Here is a 21,268-nt window from a genome sequence, read left to right on the forward strand (position 1 = left end):
CCTTCGCTGTGGTGCAGCAGGGCGATGGCCAGGTAGTCGGTCATGCCCTGCTGGTAGTGGGCGAACAGCACGTGGCCACCAGTGGACAGGTTGGATTCCTCCATCAGCTTCTGCAGCTGCTCCACGGCTTGGCGGGTGAAAGACACGAAGTCCAGCGTGCCGTCCAGGAAGGCTTTGAGCCATCCACTGAAGGGGTAGGCGCCGGAGGTTTCATGAAAGAGTCCCCATGCCTTGCCCTGCTTGGCGTTATAGCTCTCGTTGAGGTCAGCAAGCAGATTTTCCATGGCCTGGGACTCGGAGATCTCCGTGTCACGGGCATGCAGTACTGCTGGTGAGCCATCTGGTTTTTTATCGATGTGGTGGACAATGCAATGACGAATGGGCATGCAGCTTACTCCTGGATTTTTGATCAATGACCCGGGCAGGTGAACACTGCCCACCCAGGGCAGCCTGCAGAGTCCCCCTTACGCGAAAGTGGCAGAAGCACCACAATCTCAAGCGCCAGCACTTGTTTCGGTGCAATGGCGAATCCAGCTGCGGATCATGTCCTGCTTGCCGCTGGCGGAGATAAGAAACCCGAAGAAGGTATCTGCGCTTCCCGTGTGAAACCCAAACCCAATCTGCTCTGCGCCCGATAAAGACCAGAGCAAGTTCAGATCCGGTAGAAAGCTGGCTGTGACATAGCCCCCCGACACGGCTGCAGGAGCAGACATGTGGGCGATCGGCAGAAACTGGTTATTCACACGCAAGCTGTACTGATTGGTCCGAGATGCAACGTAGCGGTTGTTTGAACCAGCGTCGTACAAAGCCGAAAACCGTATCCGATTCCCTGGCGCACAGCTCATGGTCACCTTTCCAGTGCCGTTCGAGGTCATCTGACTGCCAACCAGGTAGACGCTTCCCTTCTTCCCATCAATGGCCCATTCAGCAGGCAGCACCCCATTGTTCACGAGATTGAGCTGGATCGCCTCTGTGTGGGGGAGGGCCAACATTTTGTCTCCGTCTACTCCCGCCATCCGGGCAAATAATGCTGGATCAACGCCCATGCGAATGAGGTAGGACGTGATCGCCGCTGACATCACCTGGGCCAGGGCAAGATCACCTGCAGATACTGTCTTTCTATAGAAGCGATGGATGCCGAGCACCGCGGCCGGATCAATAAACCTGAAGGTGCCGCCTGCGTAGGCAAGCACGCACGCGCTCAAGCAACTCCCTTTCGCAGGCCTACCAGCCGCAGAACCGACCCGGCCAACTGCGGTGTTCATGCTTTGTTCGCGAATAAGGCTTCCTAGAGACAGTCCAGCCTGTGGATCGCCACCAACAGAGTCCAGGTACACGATCGCACCGTTAAGACGCCCCCCGACAGAAAGCCTCTTCAGCTCGTCCACTGTGGCATGAGAAATCTCACCAGTTAGATAAATCTCAGGCGCCGACGTTTGGTCAGGGCGGGCCTCAACAACTCTGATCGCAGCCGTGACCGGCTGGGAGATAAGAGCAAACAGAATGGCTGCAGTGAGCCCGGCAACTCGGTACCGGCTACCTCGTCTTGTCATGGGAAGTCGCACTACATATCGATCCGCTTGTAGATGACCTTGCTCTGAGGCAGGGACTGCACCAGCGTGCCTTCTCCAACTCGTTTGAACTGAGCAAGGCGAACTCCATCATTGCCGTACGCGGTGAGCTGATCCTTCTCTGCTTTCCACTCGATTACATCGACAGACTGACGGTCTGCCAGAATCCGAGATTCCTGGATGACTGCCACGCCAACCATTCGCGGCTCTTCATCACCGATTTGGATGAATGCCTCGTAGGCACCAGTAAAGTTCTCGCCGCAACCGGAAATGGTCACTAGCGACATCAACAGGGCTGCACGGAAAAGAGTTCGCATCTGCACGTCTCTGGTAGAGGAGACGCTACGCTAACCGAACGGCGGGAACGCACCAGCGAAACTGGTGCGACCAAATTCACTTCGATGCTTTGGATCGCCGCTGACGCTTCTTAACTGGCGCGGGAATATCAGATAAGCCGGCCTTGATCATCCGACGGTACTGTTCAGATCGTGGGGGAGGGGGCATGGGCAAGACATCAGGCAGCGGGATGCCGTCACGCTCAGATAGTTTCTTGATGAGGGCTTGATAGGCGTCGATGTAACTCTTCTGACCGATATACACCCGGATCGTTGGCTTATCCGCTGTTCGATTACTCCCCCAGTAGGCCCTGCAGTCAGCGCCTTTCGACACGATCAAGGAAACCCCAGACCACGGCCGTACAGCTGAGCGAACCCTCAAACTACCCGCCGTAATACCCAGCTTGGCCTCAGTGTTGTCCCGCCATTCCTTCGCATGCTGAAGAGCTTCATCGAGAGCGCCATTGAAGTCAGCAGCCCGGAAGGATTTGTGGAAGCGTTGACTGCCCGGGCCATGTCCCTGCTGGATCATGGGACGATAGCCAATCAGCTCGCCAGCCTTATTGTGCAGAGGGTTGATCCTTCGCATCTCATAGGCTTCGTCAGATTGCCAGCGCGTGGAACGCGTATGGGCAGGGGGGAGACCCTCGACGATCGATAACCCGCCTGGGTTGTCAGTAGATTTCGTCCGAGGGAGATGGGCCCTCCGACGCATATAGATCAGTTCGATGTGGCTGGCAGGTTGAAGCTCGACTTCCGCCCGATCAGCGCAATGATGCGGTTTTCCAGAATCCATTGGTCTTCGCGGCTCATAACGAGTAGCACAGGTAGGTCATTAGCCAGCTTGGCAAGATCCTACCGGTCTTGGTCTACATGAGGAGCCTGGCTCCCCAGGCCTTCAGCAGGCAACCTAAGATGCCATCCGTAGGCCGATTTTAGAAGCACTGAATGGGTTACATCCGTGCTTCCACCTCATTCTCCGTGCACGTACCGCTCAGAATCTGCACGTGTCGCGTGCAGAATATAGTCTGCGACTGTCAATAACTACACCCGTGCATCCGACTAAAGTCCAACGGCCTGCTCAAGTCGAATCGCGCCAGCCGCTCGCTCCAGCAGTCGGCCAAGCATACGCTCGGCGACCTCATCCTGGGTGACGACAACCCAACGGCGCCCAAACCGATTGGTCGCAGTGAACACTGTTCCAGCATAGGGACCTTCAACACGCCGGATCAGCGGCAGTCCGCGCCGCGGAACGTCCTCGACAGAGAGCAGTACATTCTCTCCTGGCTGCATCACGAAATCGCCTCGACTCAGTTCGGAGGTGCTTTTGTACTGCGGTTGGTTGACGACGGAATTAGCGGACATCGATCTCTCCTGGCCCACAAGGATGCGTTGAATGATGAGTACCTTATGAGCAGGTGAGATGTGCCACGAGCAGAAAAAACAAAGCCCCCGCACCCAAACAGGTACGGAGGCTTCATTGAGCTAGAGAGTCAACAGGCGCCGGAGGCCCGAGCGAACTCAGGCTGCCTGCGCAGTGAAACTGGATTCGATCTTGGCGAACTCCTCCAGCATCTGGGTGTAGCTGATCTCGCCCGCATTCATCTTTTCAATGAGCGGAAGCCTCGCACAGCCTTTCTGCCACTCAGGAGTGGCAGCCAGCTGATCAAGGTAGGTGCGCGGTACCAGCTTGCGATATCCAGCCTCGAATGCCCGGTAGATTGCCTCCTCCGGGTCTCCATAGGTCTGGTGCCCAGTCCAACCGATCGATCGAAACGTCGTGAACCTGTACTTACCTGGGTGCGAAGCATCAGGCATGACAATACAGTGGGACTCCCCCGAGTCCATTGCCACGATCATTCCAAGGCCAGACCTGTCGTATTCAGCGTAAAGCGCCTGCAACCGATCATTCTTCGACTCCATTTCCCGGATCAAGTCGTGTTCCTGACCGACTAAAGCACGGACACTGTCCATCTGCTCGACTATGGCTGCGCGGTAATTTTCCCGTTTATGCATGTGCTTCTCCTGAAGGGACGCCATGCCCGGGGCATGTGCCCCGGTCGGGTTAAATGAACTGTTTCACGACACGGCCAGCATTGCTCGATCCACAAGAACCTGAATCTCGTCCAACGCGCGCTGCGCATGGATGTTGATCTCGGCCGCGATGAATTCGGAATGCTGTATCTCCACAACGCTGCCGTTCCGAACTACCAATCCGCCAGGCAGATCAGTTGTACGGTCAGGTGCTCGAAGGAGGTAGTAGAAATCCAGTTCAGCCGGATCAGCTGACCTAGCCTCCACACCACACACAGCGGCTAGCCACCTGTTGAAGGTAGATAAGTCGCCATGTGTGAGCCGTACCCGGAACGAGCTGCCTTTAGGCACCTCGGTCTCGTATACGTCGTAGATTTCTCCACGCACCATCCGACCAGTCGTAACACCCGCGTGCCCTCTGTTCCAGGACAGCACGAGTAAGGTCAGTGAGATTGCGTGAGTCTCTACGCCACAAGCGCATGCAGCACTGAATCCTTCGCCGTCCGGCCCGCGGGTTACGGAAGGCAAGCGACTACAGGAGCTGCACAGCATGAGGCGTGAAACAGCTTTCAGTTCTATTGCGGGGTGTGCGTACATGGCGCATCTCCTCAAGGGGAGCATCCATGCCCCTAGGGCAAGGTATGCCCTAGGGTGGGTAAGATCGTAGTTAGGTAGAGCATTTGGGCGCGCAGCTCCGAAGAACGCGCAGCAGCCGATCGCTCGACTTCACCCGATACTCACAAACGCTCACGGTGCAACGGAATTTCTGCCGTCAGTAAGACCGATCAAACGGCTCACGTCGGGCAGGAAATTTCACACTTCGACGGGTCAAGGAAGCCAATCCTGAACAGGATTAGCCACACGGCATTTCTGTCGTGTTCTGCGAAATGTGTGATTTACAGAGATGCAGAGTGGATTTACCCATCTGCAAAGTGACTCTCCAGCGGGGTCGGCTTGCCTTGATGACTGCAGTAGCAGCGCCTAGGACAAGCCCCTGGAAACCGCTGAGTAGTGGCTCAACCGTAACCAGGGTACCTTCGTTCAGGTAGAGCAAAGGTATAGAGCAGTTCTGTTTTAGCATCGGCCAGTAGCCCCATCAAGCCAAAACAGCTCACGAAATTCCTCACCCCAATATGGCGTGCACCAAGACCGCAGATCCATATCATCGGTGACCGGACCAATGTAGATCTCCGGTATGAAGCAAGAGCACAGCCCGCTACGTCGACAAATTCTGCTCGCCACACTTGCCGCCCCTGTGGCGCTTTTGGCAGCACCAGCACACTCCGCGCCCCAAAAGCGTGACTGGCGCGCGGTGATCCTTGATCGTGATCGTGTGCTGCAGCTATCAAGGCCTCAAGCGGGGGAGGCGGCTACATTCTGCTATTACCGCAAGGCCAGCGGCTGGGATCGCCGCGGCTACTCGATGGCCTGTTCGCTGCTACGTGACGTCGCGTCTAAGCGAACAGTGGCTATGAGCCCTAAACTGATAGACTTACTCTATCTTATTCAGGCCTGGCTCCGGCTCAATAAGCTCCCAAGCGCGATCACTATCAACAGTGGTTACCGCACCCCCGAATACAACTCCAAGTTGGAGGGAGCTGCGAAGAACTCCATGCATGTGAGAGCGATGGCCGCCGATATCCGTATTCCTGGTGTCAGCACTGAGAAGATCGCCCAGCTCGCTAAAGCAATTGGCGTTGGGGGAGTTGGGATCTATCCGTCCAAGAATTTCATTCACGTCGACATCGGCAGGATTCGCACCTGGCGGGCTGAATGGCACATGCCTGCAGATGAAAGCTGGCTGGCGGAGTATTCATCTGATCATATCGATCAGACTCTCAGGCTCGATGGAATGCCGGACATGAACCACATCGTCTACGCCTAGCCCTGAGAAGGCCTACTCCCAATCCATATCCGCCAATGATGCTCATCCGCCGGCGGACACTGATACTCGCCAGCGAGCTGAAGGAAGAAGTGCTGTTACGGATGCGAGGCGCTTGCTGACGTCGATCTCAAACTGCGCGACTGGGTTCAACTCGCCAACCAAGGAACCGCCCAGCATCGGTGGCTGAACTGCTTGACAGCTAACGCAGCTATTGGCGATCCGAGATCCTTTCTCCTCTGGGATGTACCGCTTCCGGATGGGGCCCACCTTGGCGGCTGCAAGGCCAGACGGGACAAGGTCAGGTAAAAGCCCTGGCGGTACCGCCTCGAGCGGGTACACGGCGAAGCCTGACTCGGGGTAAGTCGAAAGAACCTCAACCGCCTGGCAAAGATTCGTCCAAGCCCCACAGTTTGGACACTTCGTAAACTCGCCATCCAATCTGACTGTTGCCTTCCGCCCCTCGCGCACAGTGCCGTACCAGAACATCCCGCCAAAAGCAGCGTTGAGGAATCCAGGTAGGGGTAGCGTTTGCGGCCAGTCTTCCTCACGAAGGGCACTTCTTCGAGAACCAGGTGCACCTTGGCCGGGCAGGCGAGCAATAAACTGACCTGCTCGATCACGATCAATGAATACTGCGGGCAGATCCTGCCGAACTGGGAAGTCAGGCGTTGCCATAAGCCAGAGGCATCTGACCTTGGCTCTGTCGTACTGGCGCTGGCGGGCCAAGATATCGGCCATGGAAGTGCTCATTGCAGGCACCTCAACAGACACAGTAACTCGACCGCGCCTTGCACATATCGCCGGGGATCGCAAAGCCTTACCAGCAGAGGGTGGTCCTCCCCAGGTAGTCACGTTCCAGCCGCCGGCCTTGATCAAGGTAGCTGCGGCGACACGAAGATTCACGATGTCTGCAGGAGTGAGCGGCATCAGTTTGAGAGCAGAGTAGGGCGCAGCGATTGCATAGCGCGTTGTGCTAATGGTGACCCACCCCCTGCCCTCCATCGAGCCAAAATCTGCTTACGAAATTCCAACCTCAACCACGCCGGTGAAACGAACATTTCTCGGCACTGTAGATCCGTTCCAGTCCTTACAGGTCTGAGGGCCAGGCGCAGTCATAGTCGGTGGCGTGGAAGTCCTGCCCATTGGGACTGAGGAAATCGGTTTGGATCTCCGTGTGCCTCACCGCCTCAGACAAAGGCCCAATCGTCTTGGCATACATCGATGCACTGGTTCCGTCGACAGAATGGGCTCCACCTGCTGCGGCACAGAGCAGAATTCGCTTAGCAGAGTTCACTCGGCCAACATGGAGATGACAGCAGCGACGTCGCGCCAGAATTCCCCAGGAATGCAGGGTTTTCAGCTTCCACTCTGTAGAACCGCCGACGAAGATCCCGACAGCTGGAGAAAGGTACTCACGCACATCATCTGGGGTCATTCCGTCCTGCACTGCGATCAGCAGGGGCGCAGGAGAGGCACGTAACCGGTCCAACCAGAGGAGCGAGAATTCCAGAGACTTCAACCCGCCAGCCACAATGTCAGGCAATACCACCCACTCGGCCTTTTCACCAAGCAGGCTGAACGCTTTGTCGAAAGCCAGCTCATCAAATGGCCTCCCCTGAATGAAGGCGCTCCAGGCTCCGTTGTCTAGCGCATATGGCATGCCTTCGGTTCTCAGCACGCCGGAAGCAGAGACGAGCAGGTGCCAACCATTGGCGCGCATTGCCGCCAGATTCTGCCGTGTACCTGTACGGCTGGCGTACGGAATCATCTTGGTTCGACCGATAGCTATCCGCTCCTCGATATCAGGTGCCTCATCTGCAGCGCCGTCGACACAGTAGTAATCAGCATACGCCAGTAGAGAGGCGGACTTCCCTATGCGCTCCCCGCGCTTGTAGGGTTCAAGCCAGGCCGGCGCCTGGTATACGGGGTTTGGTTCGAGTAGAACGGTAGAGGGCGACATGCCTTGAGACTCCAGATCAGGAGTCCGCAGCTTGAGGGGGAAGTGAATGTGGCAGGAGCCCATTCAATACCGACACTCATGCCTAGCCCACATGAGGTGTTTAGACCGGGCCTCATAGCGAACAAGTTGTAGGTTTAATGCGCTGGACTTGGTAACGCTGCGGCGAGCAGCTCACTCCGAAACGCCCGTTAGAATAAGCTGCAGGTTTGCAACCCATCAGGCCAAGCCTTTTCTAGCCAGACATTCAGGGTGCGACTGGGGATTTCTACGGAGTAGAATCCCGAACACCTCCAGCGCCGGAAAAGACTGGGGGACACGACCACAAACTATGACCAAGACCAGGGGGCGTCCGATGTCGTCGAGTAAAGACCTTGAACCCACAAAGAAGCCAACGAACGCTTCTGCACGGGCCAAGAGCTCTCAAATGGCTCTATTCGAACTCCTCGATCCTGCGGATACCGAGTACAGCAACACGATTGAGCTGTACGACGCTTTGCCCAAGGGCGTTTGGTCTGGGAAGCAGAAACGCGGCAAGAAGGATGCCGACGGCGATGCATCTCAAGAGGTCGCAGTGAGTGAAGTGCCAAAGGTGATCACAAGACCTTTCAAGTCTCGCGGCACTAGCTATCAGATGAAGGTCAAGCCGGCGATCATCGAACGTACGAACGAAGCTGGCGAGGTCAAAACCCTGGTGATGTTCCCTGGTACCCGGGAAGAACTGATCGAAGAGTGTCTGCGAAAATTCGCTGTTCAAGGCCAGGGCTTCGAGTCAGACAACAGCTCGAAGGATGTCGGGGTCTTTTTCTCAGTCAACCAACTCCGTAAAGAGCTTGCCAGGACTGGGCACTCGTACAGCGCTCAGGAGATCCTGGAAGCCCTGGACATCATGAGCTCGTCGTTGATCGAGGTTAGTCAGACTGGCCGAAATCGTGCTCGTGAAACAATCCGCGGCAACATGCTGGGCTCGATGTTCCTTGCGAGCCGAGAGCAGTATCTAGAGAACTCCGGTGTTAAGTGTTATGCGACCTTCCACCCCCTGGTGACGCAAGGCATAAGGACCCAGCAGTTCCGCATCTACGACTACAGCGTTTCAATGACGATGAAGTCTGACCTTGGCCGTTACATGTACAAGAGGCTCTCTCACTACTGGGTACAGGCCTCGCTGGACAAGCCCTACGAGTTCAAGCTGACCACCTTCCTATCCCAAAGCCCCCGGGGCCTTTCGGAGCGGATGAAGGACAATCTTCGCGCTGTTCGCAACGCGCTGACGTGCCTGGTTGAAGAGGACGTGATCCTCCCAGAATGGGAAGAGATCATGATCAAGAACCCTGCAGACAAGCGGGTTACTGATGATGTTGGCTTCCGCCTCCTACCAACAGAGAGCTTCATCAAATTCATGATGAAGGCGAACCGCCGTCAGAGCGACATACGTGGCCAGGCCGAGTTGATAACAGCCAAGGCTGCACTCAAGGGCGGTAGCAAGCCCGCCGGTGGGGCAACTACGCCAGAAGACGGTGATGACATTTTTGGGCAAGAGTAGGTAGGGCGCATTCAACCTACAACGCCAATGGCGGGGTAGAGCGCAGCAAACCTACATGGCCGTCTCTGAGGCAGATACGGCGCAGCAAACCTACATCACTCATTCGACTTCTTGAATCGAGCGCAGCAAACCTACAACGGCATGCTGCAATGTACGGCGCATCAAACCTACAACAAGGGCATGAAGATCAGGCCCACTAATCCTACATCCCCTTCCAGAGAGCATTGCCCAGCCAGAAAGGGCGCAGCAAACCTACATGCTCCTTGCTGGTTACACCGGCAGTAAGACAAATCGCTACGCGGAGAGATAGCGCGCATCAAACCTACAACCCGTGCGACATGCCACAGCGGTAGTAGATGAAGCGCACTGAACCTACAACCAGGGATGACTTGTTAGGGCGCAGCAATCCTACATCCCCCTGATCATGCCCACGCCAATGAATGCGGGATCGATGCTACGATCCGGCGCATCCAACCTACAACCAATCCAGAGATCGCGGGTGTTCTGGCCTCCTTGATCCAGAAAGGGCGCACTCAACCTACATCTCTTCAGCTTCATCGCAGATACAGCCTGTCAGCACATGAGGTATTGTGCGTAACCCTGTGAATAACAAAGAAAAAGTTGTAGGTTTGATGCGCCAGACTTCAAGCAGGTTCTAGGTTTACTGCGCCCGACTTCAGCCAGGTTCTAGGTTTACTGCGCTCTACCGCTGAGATGAGGCAGAGAAACGAACCAAGGTAGTAGGTTTAGTGCGCTCTAACTCGGGGGATTGGGCCAGGAACGAACAACCTGACCCACAACGTTGTAGGTTCGATGCGCTACACCCCAAAAAACCGGGGAAAATGAGCTGTTCTGTGGATAGAGTTGTGGATAAATCGTTGTGAAAACAAGAGGTTGTAGGTTCATTGCGCCCTAACTTGTAGGTTCACTGCGCTCAATGTAGTAGGTCTGATGCGCCTGAAATCTGAGCCATTCCTAGTACCTGCGGTGCTTCCAGGCCCAAAACTAGCTGCCTATCCGTTCTTAGCCGCTCTTAACCTCTTAAAAGGATCAAAAGCCAGCTGCCGCAACCTAGGAAGCACTGAGCTGTGCAAAACCACCCTCTTTACCAAAGTAGAGCGCAATCAAAAGCCCCTGGGGAGGAAAAAGAGCTATCGACACCCAGCGGAGTAAGTGGTCCAACGTCAGAATAGAGGATTGCCGGTTAGCTCACGAAAACGTCCGCTCAGCGCCTTCAGTTCAGTCCTCATCTCCGACCGCTCAGAAGCAGAATAGCAATCCGTATAGGCGGAGCGGAGAAGCCTCCTCTTCAAGTCAGCATGAAGCTCAGCAAGCTGTTCGCTATTCGCCTCAGCAAGGGCCTCACGATGGGACATCATTGGGGTTGTAGGCTGTTGAATCATCTAAGTGGTTCCTATGTGCTCGATCGACTGCAGGAAAGAGACTCTGCCGTCAAAGTGAGCACATGGTCGAACTTGCTGACATGTGCCAGAAGCAGATCAGATCACCCTATGCCTTAGAATCAGTACCAGCCCACTGACGCAGAAGTAACGTGATGCAACTCCACTCGAATCAGGCCATTCAGCATGATGTCTTGGTCGACGCAAAGGGGATGGCCTGTCCAATCCCCTTGCTGATGGCACGGCTACAGATCAAGCGCATGGAAACTGGTCAGGTCTTGCTAGTCGAAGCCACCGATGTCGGAACTCAGCGTGATTTTCGGTCGTTTGCTGCCAGCGCGAATCATGAAGTGATCCGTGAGACTGCAGCAGATGGCGAATTCAGGTTCTGGCTTCGAATCAGAACGCTCAAAACCGAAGCCGTGGAACCTGATCAATTCCAGCTCTAACAGGTCACGCTAAAGCCAAAGCCGGGGCATCTACAGCGCTATGACCAGAGATCTCGATACTGGCTTCGTCCATCAATGATCCCAGCGCATACCCTCTGCGAAGCTTGTGTTCGAACGCACCAGTGTGATGAGCCAAGGTAGGCCAGCGGCTATGTTCAACCAGGGTCAGCGTATTGCCGTGAACCACTACTGCGGGGATATGCAAAAGCGTGAACTGCACATAAGCCATGTGCACCGCCGTCAGATCGATATCCCAAGCAGTCACGTGCATGTGCTGCTGATAGTTGATACCCGCATTGAGCAGATGAAGGGCCTGCGCAATCACGATAGCGCCACTGCCTGCTGCAGGCTCATGGATAGTGATGAAACCCGTCTCCGCGACTTTGGATCGAAGGTCTGCAGGTTCAGGTGTACCGAGTCGCGCAAGGAGCTCGGTGATCGAGGCCGGGGTGTAGAATTGTCCGAGCTTGGCGCTCCCACCGTCCAGAGCCATCCACGCCTGGCCTAGGAAATCCTCCCCAGGGTGACGCTCCAGGACCGCAACCAATAGCTCGAACAAGCGCGGAAAGACGATCCTGTCCTTTTCACGGTATTTGTTAATCAGGACCTGGTAGCGCTTCTCCCTCTCCGGGCAAACCATTAGCGCGTTTGCTAAAGCAATCGCGTAGACCTCGACGAAGTCCCGGAACACCTGCCGGCTAGCGTGATAGCCAACCTTCCCAAGAAGTTCCTGCAGTCTAGCGATGTGTTCTTTCAGATCAGCCATGTTCTATACCTCTGTCGAAGAGAGGACAGAATCAAGGGCAATGCGCTGTGCCACCATCAGGGGCACGCAGACGGGAGGGTAGGGGCGCTATGCGCCCCTGTAAGCCACTACAGCCCTTTCAGGGACTCGTTCACCACCTCAAGAAGCTCATCGCCATACTGCTCGACCAAACGAGCTTTTACGGCCGTGCTGTATGGCTCCTTGAAGACCGCTACCTTGGCTGGGTCGCTGCGCATCAGCGCCAGAGTTTGAGTGCGCGCGGAAACCTTCAGCTCTTTCACCAGGTCCATCTCATCGGCGATTTGCGCAATGGCCAGCCGAAGGAAGTTGGAGATCGAATCCGGCTGAATGGTATCCCGAGGCTTCTTGCTCAGATCCAGAACAAAGCCGTTGGCTTTCAGCGCATCACTGATACGAGCCTGGAGCTCGGGGTTGAGATCAAGCTTCAGTTCCTGGCCGAGATCATCGCCAGAGGCACTGCCAACTTTCAGACCCTCAAACTGAATCTCGCATGACCAGGCGCGATGGCTGCTCGGGGCAGACGGCCCCTTCAACTTGGACAGGGTAAATGACGCTTGATTTGCAGCTTTGAGACTCTCGAACATCGTAGTAACTCCCTTGTGGTTGGGAGTTCAGGTTCGAGGCGGCACAGGTGTGGCAGAAGCAGTCCAGCAGCTAAGTCTGCAAGCCCGTTCAGCCAGCAGCTATCAACATCGGCGCCAGCAGCCAGTGGTAAAGGCCGTTGATATTCGCTACCAGAAATGTGAGTTGGAGCATGAGCAGCCAGCGTGCACCGATACGGCGAGCGTGAAATGCAAGACACAGGCTGCTAATCAGAAAAAGCACGTAGCCATAGGCTGAGTGCGCATTGTTCTGCGAGAGAAGCAGAGCGCCGGCAATGCCAGCAATGGTGCCTGCACGCTCCAGAAAACTTGTCAGGCTGCTATTCATAGATCCCCCATAACTGGCGCCGGCGACGTGCAGCCACCGGCCAGCTCAGTCAATACTTGGCACGTTCAGTACGGTAGAAAGCGATGCGCCCACTGCGGCTTCGATGTTCGAAAAAGGCTTCAATGACGCTGGCGAGATGATCACAACTGAGCTGCTCGAACCATGCAATAAACCAACTTTCATCCAACGCAGCTGATGCCTGCGTAGCAGCACCGAGATGGTTCGCGATCATTCCCCCCAGCTCCGGGTCCTGGGACGCCTTACGGGCCACGTAACCGCCAACCTTCAGTAACGCGGACTGCTCATCCGGAAAGAAGGTTGGTCCGATCAAGGCATCATCGATGGAGTCGTCGACATCTGCATCCAAAAATACCAGTGCGAAGTTCTCCCGCGGCAGGGAATCTTGCGTGATCCCCAGCAACTCATCCACCTGACCGAGAAGCGTGAGGTAGTCCTCTTCAAAAAAAGCAAACACCGGCGCCGGCAATCGATAAGCCAGAGACATTGGCGTCTTCATCTGTGAGCGCTGCAGGAAAGAGACAACGCTCCACTGCATTGCAGAAGTGAACACCTCTGCTCGGGCAAAACACTGCGACTCAACGGAATCTGAGCAGACAGTAATCCGCACCTTGTGTGGACCACGTTCGAACACCCACACAGCCTTTGCCGTCTGACCGTTTACACCGATTTCTCGTTGAACAAACCGGCTAGGTGCCGGCAGCTTCTTGTACATGGTTTCTGTCCTTCGTCTGATCGTGCTTGGATTAATCGGTGAAGTCTTCCCAAAGGCCCTTCGCTTCAAGAAGGGCTTTGAGTTGCAGAGCTGACTCCATTGCGTCCTTGCCAGAATCCAGATCGAGGAATACTTCACGCGCGGCGCTAGATATCTCCAGTAGCGTCTGACGAAGCTGATTCGGGGATGCAGCAGCAGTGGAAATTGCACCTTTCCGGGGATCGATACGTGGGAACTCATTAAGACGCCACACGACCTCAGACTGGAGGCAGACATTGCCGGCATCGTCGGCGAGGAAGACATCTCCTTGCTGACATTGTTGTTCTGCAGCATTCCAGTCGACGTCTGTTTCAGAGGCTTCGCCAAGCTCAAACACACCGCCAATCTTCTGAATGGTTCGTGGTACTAGGCCAGGCACGTAGTCCAGTGTGGCTGTGAGCTGAAGACCAGAGACGGGGTGATAGGCGAACATGATCGGTTTATGTTGCATGTCGTTTGCTCCGTTGACGATGGAGCTATGTTCGGCTGCCTGAGGGTGTGCCAGAACCTGCGAGATGTGTCGCTGGAGCAAAAAAAAGCTGAACTGTCGAATGGCGGTCGACAGTTCAGCCAGAAGTCCACGTTTGGGGGTGATCAGCAAACCGTTCGCGAAACGCCTTCGGTCAGTACTGCTGACTGGGCCAGAATAGCGTCACATTGGAGGGTGCTACGCCCAAACCAAGCCAACCAATTCCTAAAGCCAACACCGGATCGGTTTCACGATGCAGCCTGGTTGCTTGCAAATGCTGCGTTCACAGCAGCAACGGCCTTGGTTGCTAGTTCGCTATATGTCTCTGCGACCATTTCTTCGCTAACGAGTATCTCGCCGGCGTCGAAGCGGTCACCCGCTTTGACTCGCAGCAGCAGACGGCACTCCCCGAGAAAGAATTGGAAATCTGCGTGGTACTGGTTGGGGATGTCTTTGGTGGTAGCGTGCACTTGTGCAGAGAGGCGACAGCTACCGCGGTTCAGAATTTCCGCCAGGTTTTGAGCTAGATCCAGACGCAAGGTATGCCCGGCCGGGAGCTCAAGACCATCAAGCACAGGTCTTAGGATCAGCGCCATTTCCTGGGCGTGATCCGCAATGTTGGATCTCACACCATTCAAAACATTCTGCATGCAGAAACCGCCGTGCAGAACAGCAACAATCTCTCCGCTATGCATGGCATGGGTTACGGAACCCATTTTCTCAAAGGAAACACCGGCCCGGGTAAAGCCTTTGCTACCGATAGCTAGGGCTTGGATCATTGCGGCGCAAGCTCGAATACTTTGCACCTGGTGCTGATGCAGTGCTGAAGCAGCTTGGTTGGTTGAAGCGGTCATTGGCAAAGTCCTTAAGGCTCGTGAATGAGCAGACTTTCGTGCCTTGGCTGCTGTGCCAGAAGCATGTGGTGTGCGTTTAGCTATGATTCGGCCAACCGACCTGAATCCAGCTCCGTACTGGGACTAGGGTGTCAAAGTCGGTGTAGAGCACATCCAGTGGTGCGTGCTGAAATGCAGGGTATGGGCAATACGGGTCGAAAATCACGACGCCGTAGGCCGGATGAGTGAAAGCCACTGCATAGTAGAAATAGTGCCGGCTCTCTACGTGCTGAGGCCTGACCTTGATAACACCAAGGCCCTGAAAGGCTCCCCAGCCTTTCCAAGGCCTTGGTGCGTAAGTCAGACCCGCCATCCCGAACAGGGCGCACATTTCGGTGCGGTTCACGCAGAACGGTTTGCTCGTGCCACGCCGCGCTGAATAGCCTGCACGTACCACAAGGTCCTTAGCCGCGCTGTAATCGAGGCCCCCGACCATCGCAAGACAGGCAACAATGCCTTCTCTGTGGTCGGAGGATAGCCACTTCTTGATCGCGCAGCTGGATAGCCAAGCTGAATCAGGAGTACTCATTTTCGAGTCCGCCGCCACTACACGCATGCGTCCGCCTTGACCCTTTGAGCCTGTACCACTTCGTACTCATCAAGAAGATCCAGGACTGCCTGCCCCTCAATCGTTTCCTCCTGCAGAAGAAGCCTGGCAACTGCCGTCATGGCTGGCTCGTGCTTCATCAACAGTTCTTCACACTTGTCGCTGAGGGTTTGTAATTCGACTTGGATCTGTAGTTGGACGGATTCGGCATCGATAGGGACACCACAATCGGCCAGGCCAGCGAGAGAGGTAAGTCGTCCAGAACTGGACATCCCGAACATCCCAACCATGTTGCCGACAAGCCTGGTGGCCTCTCGAAGATCATGAGCAGCTCCGGACGACGTTTCGCCAAACGCGATTTTCTCGGCAACTCTGCCGGCCAACAGGACCATGACGCTGTTTCGAACTTCACTTGCCAGCTGAATTCGTTTGTCTTCAACAGGCACAACGACAGTAGTCCCCAGGGTAGAGCCGCGCGGGAGAATGGTCACCAGATCCAGCTGGCCAGTCTTCAGAAGCGCAGCGGCAAGTGCATGACCTGCCTCGTGATGAGCAATCAGCTCACGCTCTTCTGAGCGGATCGGTGCGCCGCCCTTAGGGCGTTCGCCAATTCGGTGCGACTCAATCGAATCTCGCAGATGGGATTCCAATACTTCCTCGGCCTTGCCTCGAATAGCGAGGATTGCCGCTTGGTTCACTACTGTCGCTATTGCCGCGGGGGTGAATCCAATGCAAGCAGCAGCCATGCGTTCGAGATCCATGGCGCCGACAGATTTCAGCTTGCCCAGGTAGAGCTCCAGCAGTTGCCGACGCTCCGCTTTCGAGGGGAGTTGAACGTGAATCGTGCGATCAAAGCGACCTTCCCGACGCAGTGCCGGATCAATAGCTTCAGGATGGTTTGTTGCAGCAACGACCAGGACGCCGGAACTTGCGCCGAAGCCATCCATCTCTGTGAGGAGTTGATTGACTATCCGGTTTGTCTCGGCTTCGCCGAATCGGGCCTCGGTTTGCCGGCGGCCAACACCATCGATCTCATCAATGAATAGGATGCAAGGTGCTTTCCGGCGTGCACGGCGAAACAGCGCCTGCACCTTCATGATTCCAACACCCATGAACATGCTTGAGAAATCGCTGCCGGTTGCCGCTATGAAGTCGATCCCGCACTCGTGCGCTAACGCTTTCGCGAGTTGTGTTTTTCCTGTTCCGGGATCGCCAGTGAGGAGAACTCCACGCGGAGGTGTTGCACCAATCAGCTGATACATGCGCGCGTCGCGCTGCGAGCTAACGATGTCGAGCAGAGCGCGTTTCGCCTCTTCGCACCCGATTACGTCGTCGAACGAAACTTTGTTCGGCTTAGGCTTTCGGCCAAGGCGCGGAAGCCACGGACTGATCATCGGCCAGACAGAGATGGTTATCACGAGGATGACCAGTACACGCAGTACTTGATCGGCAATCTCAGCCCGGGTGAGAGGGACCTCATCAACTGTTTCGGCCGTTGAGTACGCAAAACCTGGGTCAGGTTTTCCAACTGCGAGTTTGAAGAGGTTGCTGGCGCCCAACATAAATTGATCGGATACCGCGTATTTCGAGCCATCCTTGCGGGTCACAAAGATGTCCATCGATCCGACAACCACCTCTTCGATAACACCGGCGTCGACGTCGGCCATCAAATCAGAAAATGGCTTGATATTCTCCGTCCACTGGCCTGGTCGGGTTTGCACAAGCTGGGCCATCGGTTGGGTAGTCACTGTCTCAGACACTTCAGGACTGGCAGTGACGCGAACCCCCCACGCAGCCAGGCCCATAGCCGCAATAAGCAAAACGGCGAGGAGTTGCGAGTGACGCTTCATGAGGCGTCGAAAGGCTTTCAGGCTGGATTTATCGTTGCGCATGGTACTGAATCTCTCAAGCCGGGGTGCTGCTGGAAAAAGTAGGGTTTCACGCTACAGGCTCAATAGGGCGCGGCAAGCCAAAGGTCCTGCCGCATTTCCTCTTAGCTCGACCAAAGTGTTAAGCGGCCGTCTCAGACACCATCTGTTCGAGAACAGACGCGAAACTGGTCACCAGGCTGCCGGTCCATTTCCCACCGACCTTCCTGGCCTCCGAGCAGTAGACGTTGAAAATGTCCCCACGCTTGATTCCGTGTCCTACCGTAATGCGATGGACAACCGGATGGCCGATGACGTCGTAGTCGTCAAAGCCATGCTCGGCGCCGATGAGATATGCCTGTGCATGAGTGCCACTGAACGGAATGGTCACACCAAGTAGTTCAGTTGCTGCGCGCTCTACAGCCGAGCCGTGTAGCACGCGATCAAGAAACTCATCCTCAAGGTCAACGGACTCTAGATCGCGCCATAGCTCACCCGTAATGACTTGGCATACCGGTTCCTCACCGTCTCGCTTCAACTCCAGTTGCACTTCGGCGGTCGGGAGATCCGACATGCCGCCTGGCCAGTCAATGGAGGTTTGCCGCCGCATGCCGCCCTGTGATTGAACTGTGAAAGTACCGGCGCAGCTGTCCTGGGTGATGAGGCGCACGATGAGCAGAGCGTCAGTTGTCTCGGTGTTATGTTCCGGAGTGGCTTCCATGGTGAGATCTCAGTTGTTGAACTGGGATCAGATTCAGGGCGCTGGAGATGTGGCAGAAGCGGCTGCCCGACGATATTGAAGCTATGCCGAACATGGACATGGATAGGAATGCTTTCCATGGTTTGCTCGGCAGCTGACCTGTACATAGGGCTGGTGTGGCGGGCCCTACACCGCGGGCGCGCTGAAGATGGAATCCGAGATGGAGGATAGGGCGCAATAAACCTATAACCTCTACCCTCGATCTAGGCGGCGTGAGGCAAGGCTTGCCTCAGTGCGGCCAGGGCAGACTTCTCCAACTGACGGATACGCTCTGCCGAAACGCCGTACTCAGCCGCTAGGTCTTGCAATGTTGGCTTCGAACCGCTCAGCCAGCGCTTCGTCACGATGTCCCGGCTGCGCGCATCGAGTAGAGCCAGCGCTGAATGAAGATCCTGTGACCGTTGTTCCTCGGAAACTGCCGTTTCGTACTGGTGGGCGGGGTCATAGCGTTGGTCTTCAAGGTAGTGCGAAGGAGATCGAGCTGCTTCCTCGTCATCTGCCTCGGCCGCGGGGTCGAAGGATGTGTCGTTGCCAGCAAGCCTTCCTTCCATCTCCAAGACATCGCGAACTGATACGCCCAGGTTGGTAGCCACGCACTGCGCTTCACTCTGGGTCAGCCAAGCAGTCTGGCGTTTCAGGCGTCGAAGGTTGAAGAACAGTTTTCGCTGCGCCTTAGTCGTAGCAACACGGACAGAGCGCCAGTTTCGCAGTATGAACTCGTGGATCTCAGCCTTGATCCAGTGCACAGCGAAAGACATCAGGCGGACACCCACACTGGGGTCGAAACGCTTTACAGCTTTCATCAGTCCTACGTTACCTTCCTGGATCAGGTCGGCCAACGGTAGCCCATAGCCCATATAGCGTTTAGCGAGACTCGCGACCAGTCGTAGCTGGGACATCACCAACTGCCGGGCCGCATTGAGGTCCTTATCCTCGTGTAGCCGCCGAGCAAGCTCTGCTTCCTCATCAGCGGAGTAGAACGTCAAGCTGTTGATCGCGGCCAGGTACGCATCGATGTTGGAGCCAGGGGCGAAAATGAACTGGCTGGAGGGGATGTGAGTAGGATTGGATGACGGCAAGATGTTGTCCTATTGGCGAGATGAACTGAGGAGATCATCCTCGCCTGGCCCTATAGGTGGCAGAAGCGCGCTTCACCCATGCGTGGGGTTGAAGATGCCTCTAAATGAAAGGCCCGGCTGTGGAACTCAAGCCGGGCCTAGCGTGCTTAATGGCGAGGTAGCTGATTTACGCACTCATAGCGATTGGTGCGCGTACCGCGTCGACCTCAGGATCGAGAACATCGATCAGTGCTTCCTGCTGACGACTGGTCAGTTTTCGGAAGCGGGCCAGCAACTGAGCCTCGCTTGCGCTGAGCGATCCTGGATCTACTGCTTCGAACGGAAGAACCGTCGCCTGACCACACAGGCTGTGCTCCAGGCGCGCGATAATTTCCGAGTTCATACTGCGATGCGAGTCACGGGCTACGTCGGCTACACGCTCACGCATACCTTCAGGCAGGCGAAGGACGAACTTGTCAGCAGTACGAGATGAAGCTTTGGGAAACTGAGTAGTAGACATGTGATTCCTTGCCTCGGGGCCTATCAATTCCAGGCTGCGGTACAACAACCGCATGCCTTTGAAAACTCATTGGAGCCGGGTTCACCGGCGTACTGAAAGTCAAAGTCTATCGGTCCAGAGAGAGGTACCTAGGCCGAAAGCCATGAATGAAAATCCTGGTTTAGCCATTCAGCCGGTTTACAACCGGGCGGGATGCTTGGTTCTGGTTCAGGATCTGGCTGACTGCATCAATGCCATGCTTGCAGATCACTGCATCCAGAGCCTGACGGCCGAACTTCACGAGGTCGTCGTAAGCAACTGGTTCGGCGCCGATATCGCTGATCTCCAGATCCTGGATCTCCGCAATCCCCATGCCGGTAGAAAACTCGGACAGTTTGTGGTGATTCGAGCAGGACAAATTGCGATGGACACCAAAGGTGTACCGGGTCCCCTGAATGTCCTGATCGAACGTTGCGAAAAGCGGTGCAGATGCTTGGCCGTCACTGGTCACGAGATTGATAGAACGATTCATGGATGGTGCTCCTTTGCACTTGTTTGATGTGCTCAAGGTAGGCCTGGCCGGTGTGTGTCAGAACCCAGCAGGTGAAAATTCACCTGGACTCAATGAGCCACCTGCAGGCTGGCCAATGCTTGCTGGCTCGGGCGCCAGCCGGCGATGTCACAAGCCATGTCAAAACCATGCAGGTCACCAGTCGCGCGGATGTCTTCGACCAGAAGACGAATCTGGCCAGCTCGAGACTCCATTTGCGCTGCTGATTTCGAAATGCGGTCGCCTGCAACGCTGGCAAGTGCCGAAGTACGAAGGGTTTCGGCGGAATCGAGTAACTCGACAGCCATGTTGTCCATACACGCGAACACGGCTGCCAGGTTGGTGTTGGTGGAGGTGAGCATCGGAGGCTTGCGCATAGGTTTATCCTTGGAGTGTTCTTGAGGTTCAGTTGGTGGTGTCCGCGTAGGTGACACGCGGATCAGATCGATCATTCAGTGAAGCTGGAAGAGTCATGGAACCGGTGCAGCGAAGTAATTCTTGCGTTTCGCGGTCTGTGAGGCTGAAGACGCCGGTATCGCGAAGGATCTGAATTCCCTTCCGAACAGCCTGTGCTTCGAGAAAGCTCAGTGTGCTGCAGACATCCATAGGCACCCCGAAGCCGTCTGGCCTAGTCACCTCAACAAGCATGATTTCCGGAGCTGAGGCGGGGACGCTGAAGCTAACCTGGGGAAAGGCTGACGAATCGAACTGGGCGATTCTCAGGTTCTTTTTTCGGGAATCTCGCATGCCCTGGGCGAGACCTTCACACAGACCAATCAGCCAGCAGTAAGCCTTCTCACTGGTCGACAGGGGAGGGCGTCGGTAGTGATGGTTGGCAGCTGTTGCAGAACTCACTTCCGCAGTGGCGCAACGAAGGCCTTTGCCGATGATCTTGAATAATGTGATGAGCATGCTGTGTTCAAAGTCCTGTGTTGCTTGATTTCATGCCGTCATGCTCTGC

General features: G+C 55.6%; 24 protein-coding genes. 3 read left to right on the forward strand and 21 right to left on the reverse strand.

Going from position 1 to position 21,268, the window contains the following annotated elements; all coding sequences use genetic code 11:
• The 7 genes from ACSVIK_RS01460 to ACSVIK_RS01490 all read right to left on the reverse strand — a co-directional run.
• Nucleotides 1-386, reverse strand: a 386-nt coding sequence (locus tag ACSVIK_RS01460) for a nucleoid-associated protein (RefSeq protein ID WP_442442592.1), incomplete at its 3' end; no start/stop codon positions are given.
• A 108-nt stretch (nt 387-494) separates the two neighbouring features.
• Nucleotides 495-1,193: a hypothetical protein gene (locus ACSVIK_RS01465; protein WP_442442593.1), complete on the reverse strand. Its 699-nt coding sequence runs from the start codon at nt 1,191-1,193 to the stop codon at nt 495-497.
• 371 nt (nt 1,194-1,564) lie between these two features.
• Nucleotides 1,565-1,888: a hypothetical protein gene (locus ACSVIK_RS01470; RefSeq protein ID WP_442442594.1), complete on the reverse strand. Its 324-nt coding sequence runs from the start codon at nt 1,886-1,888 to the stop codon at nt 1,565-1,567.
• A gap of 76 nt (nt 1,889-1,964) precedes the next feature.
• Nucleotides 1,965-2,495: a hypothetical protein gene (locus ACSVIK_RS01475; protein WP_442442595.1), complete on the reverse strand. Its 531-nt coding sequence runs from the start codon at nt 2,493-2,495 to the stop codon at nt 1,965-1,967.
• Nucleotides 2,496-2,968: 473 nt separating this feature from the next.
• Nucleotides 2,969-3,271, reverse strand: a complete 303-nt coding sequence (locus ACSVIK_RS01480) for a hypothetical protein (RefSeq protein ID WP_442442596.1) — start codon at nt 3,269-3,271, stop codon at nt 2,969-2,971.
• A 156-nt stretch (nt 3,272-3,427) separates the two neighbouring features.
• A complete protein-coding gene (locus ACSVIK_RS01485; protein WP_442442597.1) occupies nt 3,428-3,922 on the reverse strand; it encodes a hypothetical protein in 495 nt (164 codons plus the stop codon).
• Nucleotides 3,923-3,985: 63 nt separating this feature from the next.
• Nucleotides 3,986-4,537, reverse strand: coding sequence for a hypothetical protein (locus tag ACSVIK_RS01490; protein ID WP_442442598.1), 552 nt, complete (start codon nt 4,535-4,537; stop codon nt 3,986-3,988).
• A gap of 598 nt (nt 4,538-5,135) precedes the next feature.
• Between ACSVIK_RS01490 and ACSVIK_RS01495 the strand changes: the two genes are divergently transcribed.
• Complete coding sequence (locus ACSVIK_RS01495; RefSeq protein ID WP_442442599.1) at nt 5,136-5,825, forward strand: YcbK family protein; 690 nt, start codon at nt 5,136-5,138, stop codon at nt 5,823-5,825.
• A 1,087-nt stretch (nt 5,826-6,912) separates the two neighbouring features.
• On the opposite strand, the gene ACSVIK_RS01500 is transcribed toward ACSVIK_RS01495, so the two are convergent.
• Nucleotides 6,913-7,785 (reverse strand): hypothetical protein, encoded by an 873-nt coding sequence (locus ACSVIK_RS01500; RefSeq protein ID WP_442442600.1) that lies wholly within the window; start codon nt 7,783-7,785, stop codon nt 6,913-6,915.
• A gap of 424 nt (nt 7,786-8,209) precedes the next feature.
• On the opposite strand from ACSVIK_RS01500, the gene ACSVIK_RS01505 reads away from it, so the two are divergent.
• Complete coding sequence (locus ACSVIK_RS01505; RefSeq protein ID WP_442442601.1) at nt 8,210-9,325, forward strand: replication protein; 1,116 nt, start codon at nt 8,210-8,212, stop codon at nt 9,323-9,325.
• Nucleotides 9,326-10,880: 1,555 nt separating this feature from the next.
• Nucleotides 10,881-11,174, forward strand: a complete 294-nt coding sequence (locus tag ACSVIK_RS01510; RefSeq protein WP_442442602.1) for a sulfurtransferase TusA family protein — start codon at nt 10,881-10,883, stop codon at nt 11,172-11,174.
• A gap of 4 nt (nt 11,175-11,178) precedes the next feature.
• Here ACSVIK_RS01510 and ACSVIK_RS01515 read toward each other — a convergent pair whose 3' ends face one another.
• From ACSVIK_RS01515 to ACSVIK_RS01575, 13 genes are all read right to left on the reverse strand, one after another.
• Nucleotides 11,179-11,940, reverse strand: a complete 762-nt coding sequence (locus ACSVIK_RS01515; RefSeq protein WP_442442603.1) for an N-6 DNA methylase — start codon at nt 11,938-11,940, stop codon at nt 11,179-11,181.
• Between the two features lie 107 nt (nt 11,941-12,047).
• Nucleotides 12,048-12,545: a hypothetical protein gene (locus ACSVIK_RS01520; RefSeq protein ID WP_442442604.1), complete on the reverse strand. Its 498-nt coding sequence runs from the start codon at nt 12,543-12,545 to the stop codon at nt 12,048-12,050.
• Nucleotides 12,546-12,633: 88 nt separating this feature from the next.
• Nucleotides 12,634-12,891, reverse strand: coding sequence for a hypothetical protein (locus tag ACSVIK_RS01525; protein WP_442442605.1), 258 nt, complete (start codon nt 12,889-12,891; stop codon nt 12,634-12,636).
• A gap of 49 nt (nt 12,892-12,940) precedes the next feature.
• Nucleotides 12,941-13,624, reverse strand: coding sequence for a hypothetical protein (locus ACSVIK_RS01530; RefSeq protein WP_442442606.1), 684 nt, complete (start codon nt 13,622-13,624; stop codon nt 12,941-12,943).
• Nucleotides 13,625-13,655: 31 nt separating this feature from the next.
• Nucleotides 13,656-14,264, reverse strand: coding sequence for a hypothetical protein (locus ACSVIK_RS01535; RefSeq protein ID WP_442442607.1), 609 nt, complete (start codon nt 14,262-14,264; stop codon nt 13,656-13,658).
• Between the two features lie 116 nt (nt 14,265-14,380).
• Entirely contained in the window at nt 14,381-14,986 is a 606-nt protein-coding gene (locus tag ACSVIK_RS01540) for a hypothetical protein (RefSeq protein WP_442442608.1), read from the reverse strand.
• Between the two features lie 585 nt (nt 14,987-15,571).
• Nucleotides 15,572-17,464, reverse strand: a complete 1,893-nt coding sequence (locus tag ACSVIK_RS01545) for an AAA family ATPase (RefSeq protein ID WP_442442609.1) — start codon at nt 17,462-17,464, stop codon at nt 15,572-15,574.
• A gap of 118 nt (nt 17,465-17,582) precedes the next feature.
• Nucleotides 17,583-18,161 carry a hypothetical protein gene (locus tag ACSVIK_RS01550; RefSeq protein WP_442442610.1) on the reverse strand — a complete coding sequence of 193 codons (579 nt, stop codon included), beginning with the start codon at nt 18,159-18,161 and terminating at the stop codon, nt 17,583-17,585.
• A 242-nt stretch (nt 18,162-18,403) separates the two neighbouring features.
• Nucleotides 18,404-19,255 carry an RNA polymerase sigma factor RpoH gene (gene rpoH, locus ACSVIK_RS01555; protein ID WP_442442921.1) on the reverse strand — a complete coding sequence of 284 codons (852 nt, stop codon included), beginning with the start codon at nt 19,253-19,255 and terminating at the stop codon, nt 18,404-18,406.
• Nucleotides 19,256-19,445: 190 nt separating this feature from the next.
• Nucleotides 19,446-19,778 (reverse strand): Arc family DNA-binding protein, encoded by a 333-nt coding sequence (locus tag ACSVIK_RS01560; protein WP_442442611.1) that lies wholly within the window; start codon nt 19,776-19,778, stop codon nt 19,446-19,448.
• Nucleotides 19,779-19,938: 160 nt separating this feature from the next.
• Entirely contained in the window at nt 19,939-20,289 is a 351-nt protein-coding gene (locus ACSVIK_RS01565; RefSeq protein WP_442442612.1) for a hypothetical protein, read from the reverse strand.
• 89 nt (nt 20,290-20,378) lie between these two features.
• Nucleotides 20,379-20,684 (reverse strand): hypothetical protein, encoded by a 306-nt coding sequence (locus tag ACSVIK_RS01570; protein ID WP_442442613.1) that lies wholly within the window; start codon nt 20,682-20,684, stop codon nt 20,379-20,381.
• A 28-nt stretch (nt 20,685-20,712) separates the two neighbouring features.
• Nucleotides 20,713-21,219 (reverse strand): hypothetical protein, encoded by a 507-nt coding sequence (locus ACSVIK_RS01575; protein WP_442442614.1) that lies wholly within the window; start codon nt 21,217-21,219, stop codon nt 20,713-20,715.
• Nucleotides 21,220-21,268 lie beyond the last annotated feature (49 nt).

Source organism: Pseudomonas sp. NCHU5216, from assembly GCF_052156495.1.
Lineage (GTDB): Bacteria > Pseudomonadota > Gammaproteobacteria > Pseudomonadales > Pseudomonadaceae > Aquipseudomonas.

Excerpts from the sequence above, each read along its gene's own strand:
- ACSVIK_RS01575 (WP_442442614.1), bottom strand. The coding sequence starts at position 21,219 with ATGCTCATCACATTATTCAAGATCATCGGCAAAGGCCTTCGTTGCGCC.
- ACSVIK_RS01525 (WP_442442605.1), bottom strand. The coding sequence starts at position 12,891 with ATGAATAGCAGCCTGACAAGTTTTCTGGAGCGTGCAGGCACCATTGCT.
- ACSVIK_RS01485 (WP_442442597.1), bottom strand. The coding sequence starts at position 3,922 with ATGCATAAACGGGAAAATTACCGCGCAGCCATAGTCGAGCAGATGGAC.
- ACSVIK_RS01565 (WP_442442612.1), bottom strand. The coding sequence starts at position 20,289 with ATGAATCGTTCTATCAATCTCGTGACCAGTGACGGCCAAGCATCTGCA.
- ACSVIK_RS01540 (WP_442442608.1), bottom strand. The coding sequence starts at position 14,986 with ATGACCGCTTCAACCAACCAAGCTGCTTCAGCACTGCATCAGCACCAG.
- ACSVIK_RS01470 (WP_442442594.1), bottom strand. The coding sequence starts at position 1,888 with ATGCGAACTCTTTTCCGTGCAGCCCTGTTGATGTCGCTAGTGACCATT.
- ACSVIK_RS01515 (WP_442442603.1), bottom strand. The coding sequence starts at position 11,940 with ATGGCTGATCTGAAAGAACACATCGCTAGACTGCAGGAACTTCTTGGG.
- ACSVIK_RS01510 (WP_442442602.1), top strand. The coding sequence starts at position 10,881 with ATGCAACTCCACTCGAATCAGGCCATTCAGCATGATGTCTTGGTCGAC.
- ACSVIK_RS01550 (WP_442442610.1), bottom strand. The coding sequence starts at position 18,161 with ATGGAAGCCACTCCGGAACATAACACCGAGACAACTGACGCTCTGCTC.
- ACSVIK_RS01545 (WP_442442609.1), bottom strand. The coding sequence starts at position 17,464 with ATGCGCAACGATAAATCCAGCCTGAAAGCCTTTCGACGCCTCATGAAG.
- ACSVIK_RS01490 (WP_442442598.1), bottom strand. The coding sequence starts at position 4,537 with ATGTACGCACACCCCGCAATAGAACTGAAAGCTGTTTCACGCCTCATG.
- ACSVIK_RS01520 (WP_442442604.1), bottom strand. The coding sequence starts at position 12,545 with ATGTTCGAGAGTCTCAAAGCTGCAAATCAAGCGTCATTTACCCTGTCC.
- ACSVIK_RS01480 (WP_442442596.1), bottom strand. The coding sequence starts at position 3,271 with ATGTCCGCTAATTCCGTCGTCAACCAACCGCAGTACAAAAGCACCTCC.
- ACSVIK_RS01495 (WP_442442599.1), top strand. The coding sequence starts at position 5,136 with ATGAAGCAAGAGCACAGCCCGCTACGTCGACAAATTCTGCTCGCCACA.
- ACSVIK_RS01570 (WP_442442613.1), bottom strand. The coding sequence starts at position 20,684 with ATGCGCAAGCCTCCGATGCTCACCTCCACCAACACCAACCTGGCAGCC.
- ACSVIK_RS01530 (WP_442442606.1), bottom strand. The coding sequence starts at position 13,624 with ATGTACAAGAAGCTGCCGGCACCTAGCCGGTTTGTTCAACGAGAAATC.
- ACSVIK_RS01500 (WP_442442600.1), bottom strand. The coding sequence starts at position 7,785 with ATGTCGCCCTCTACCGTTCTACTCGAACCAAACCCCGTATACCAGGCG.
- ACSVIK_RS01560 (WP_442442611.1), bottom strand. The coding sequence starts at position 19,778 with ATGTCTACTACTCAGTTTCCCAAAGCTTCATCTCGTACTGCTGACAAG.
- ACSVIK_RS01505 (WP_442442601.1), top strand. The coding sequence starts at position 8,210 with ATGGCTCTATTCGAACTCCTCGATCCTGCGGATACCGAGTACAGCAAC.
- ACSVIK_RS01475 (WP_442442595.1), bottom strand. The coding sequence starts at position 2,495 with ATGCGAAGGATCAACCCTCTGCACAATAAGGCTGGCGAGCTGATTGGC.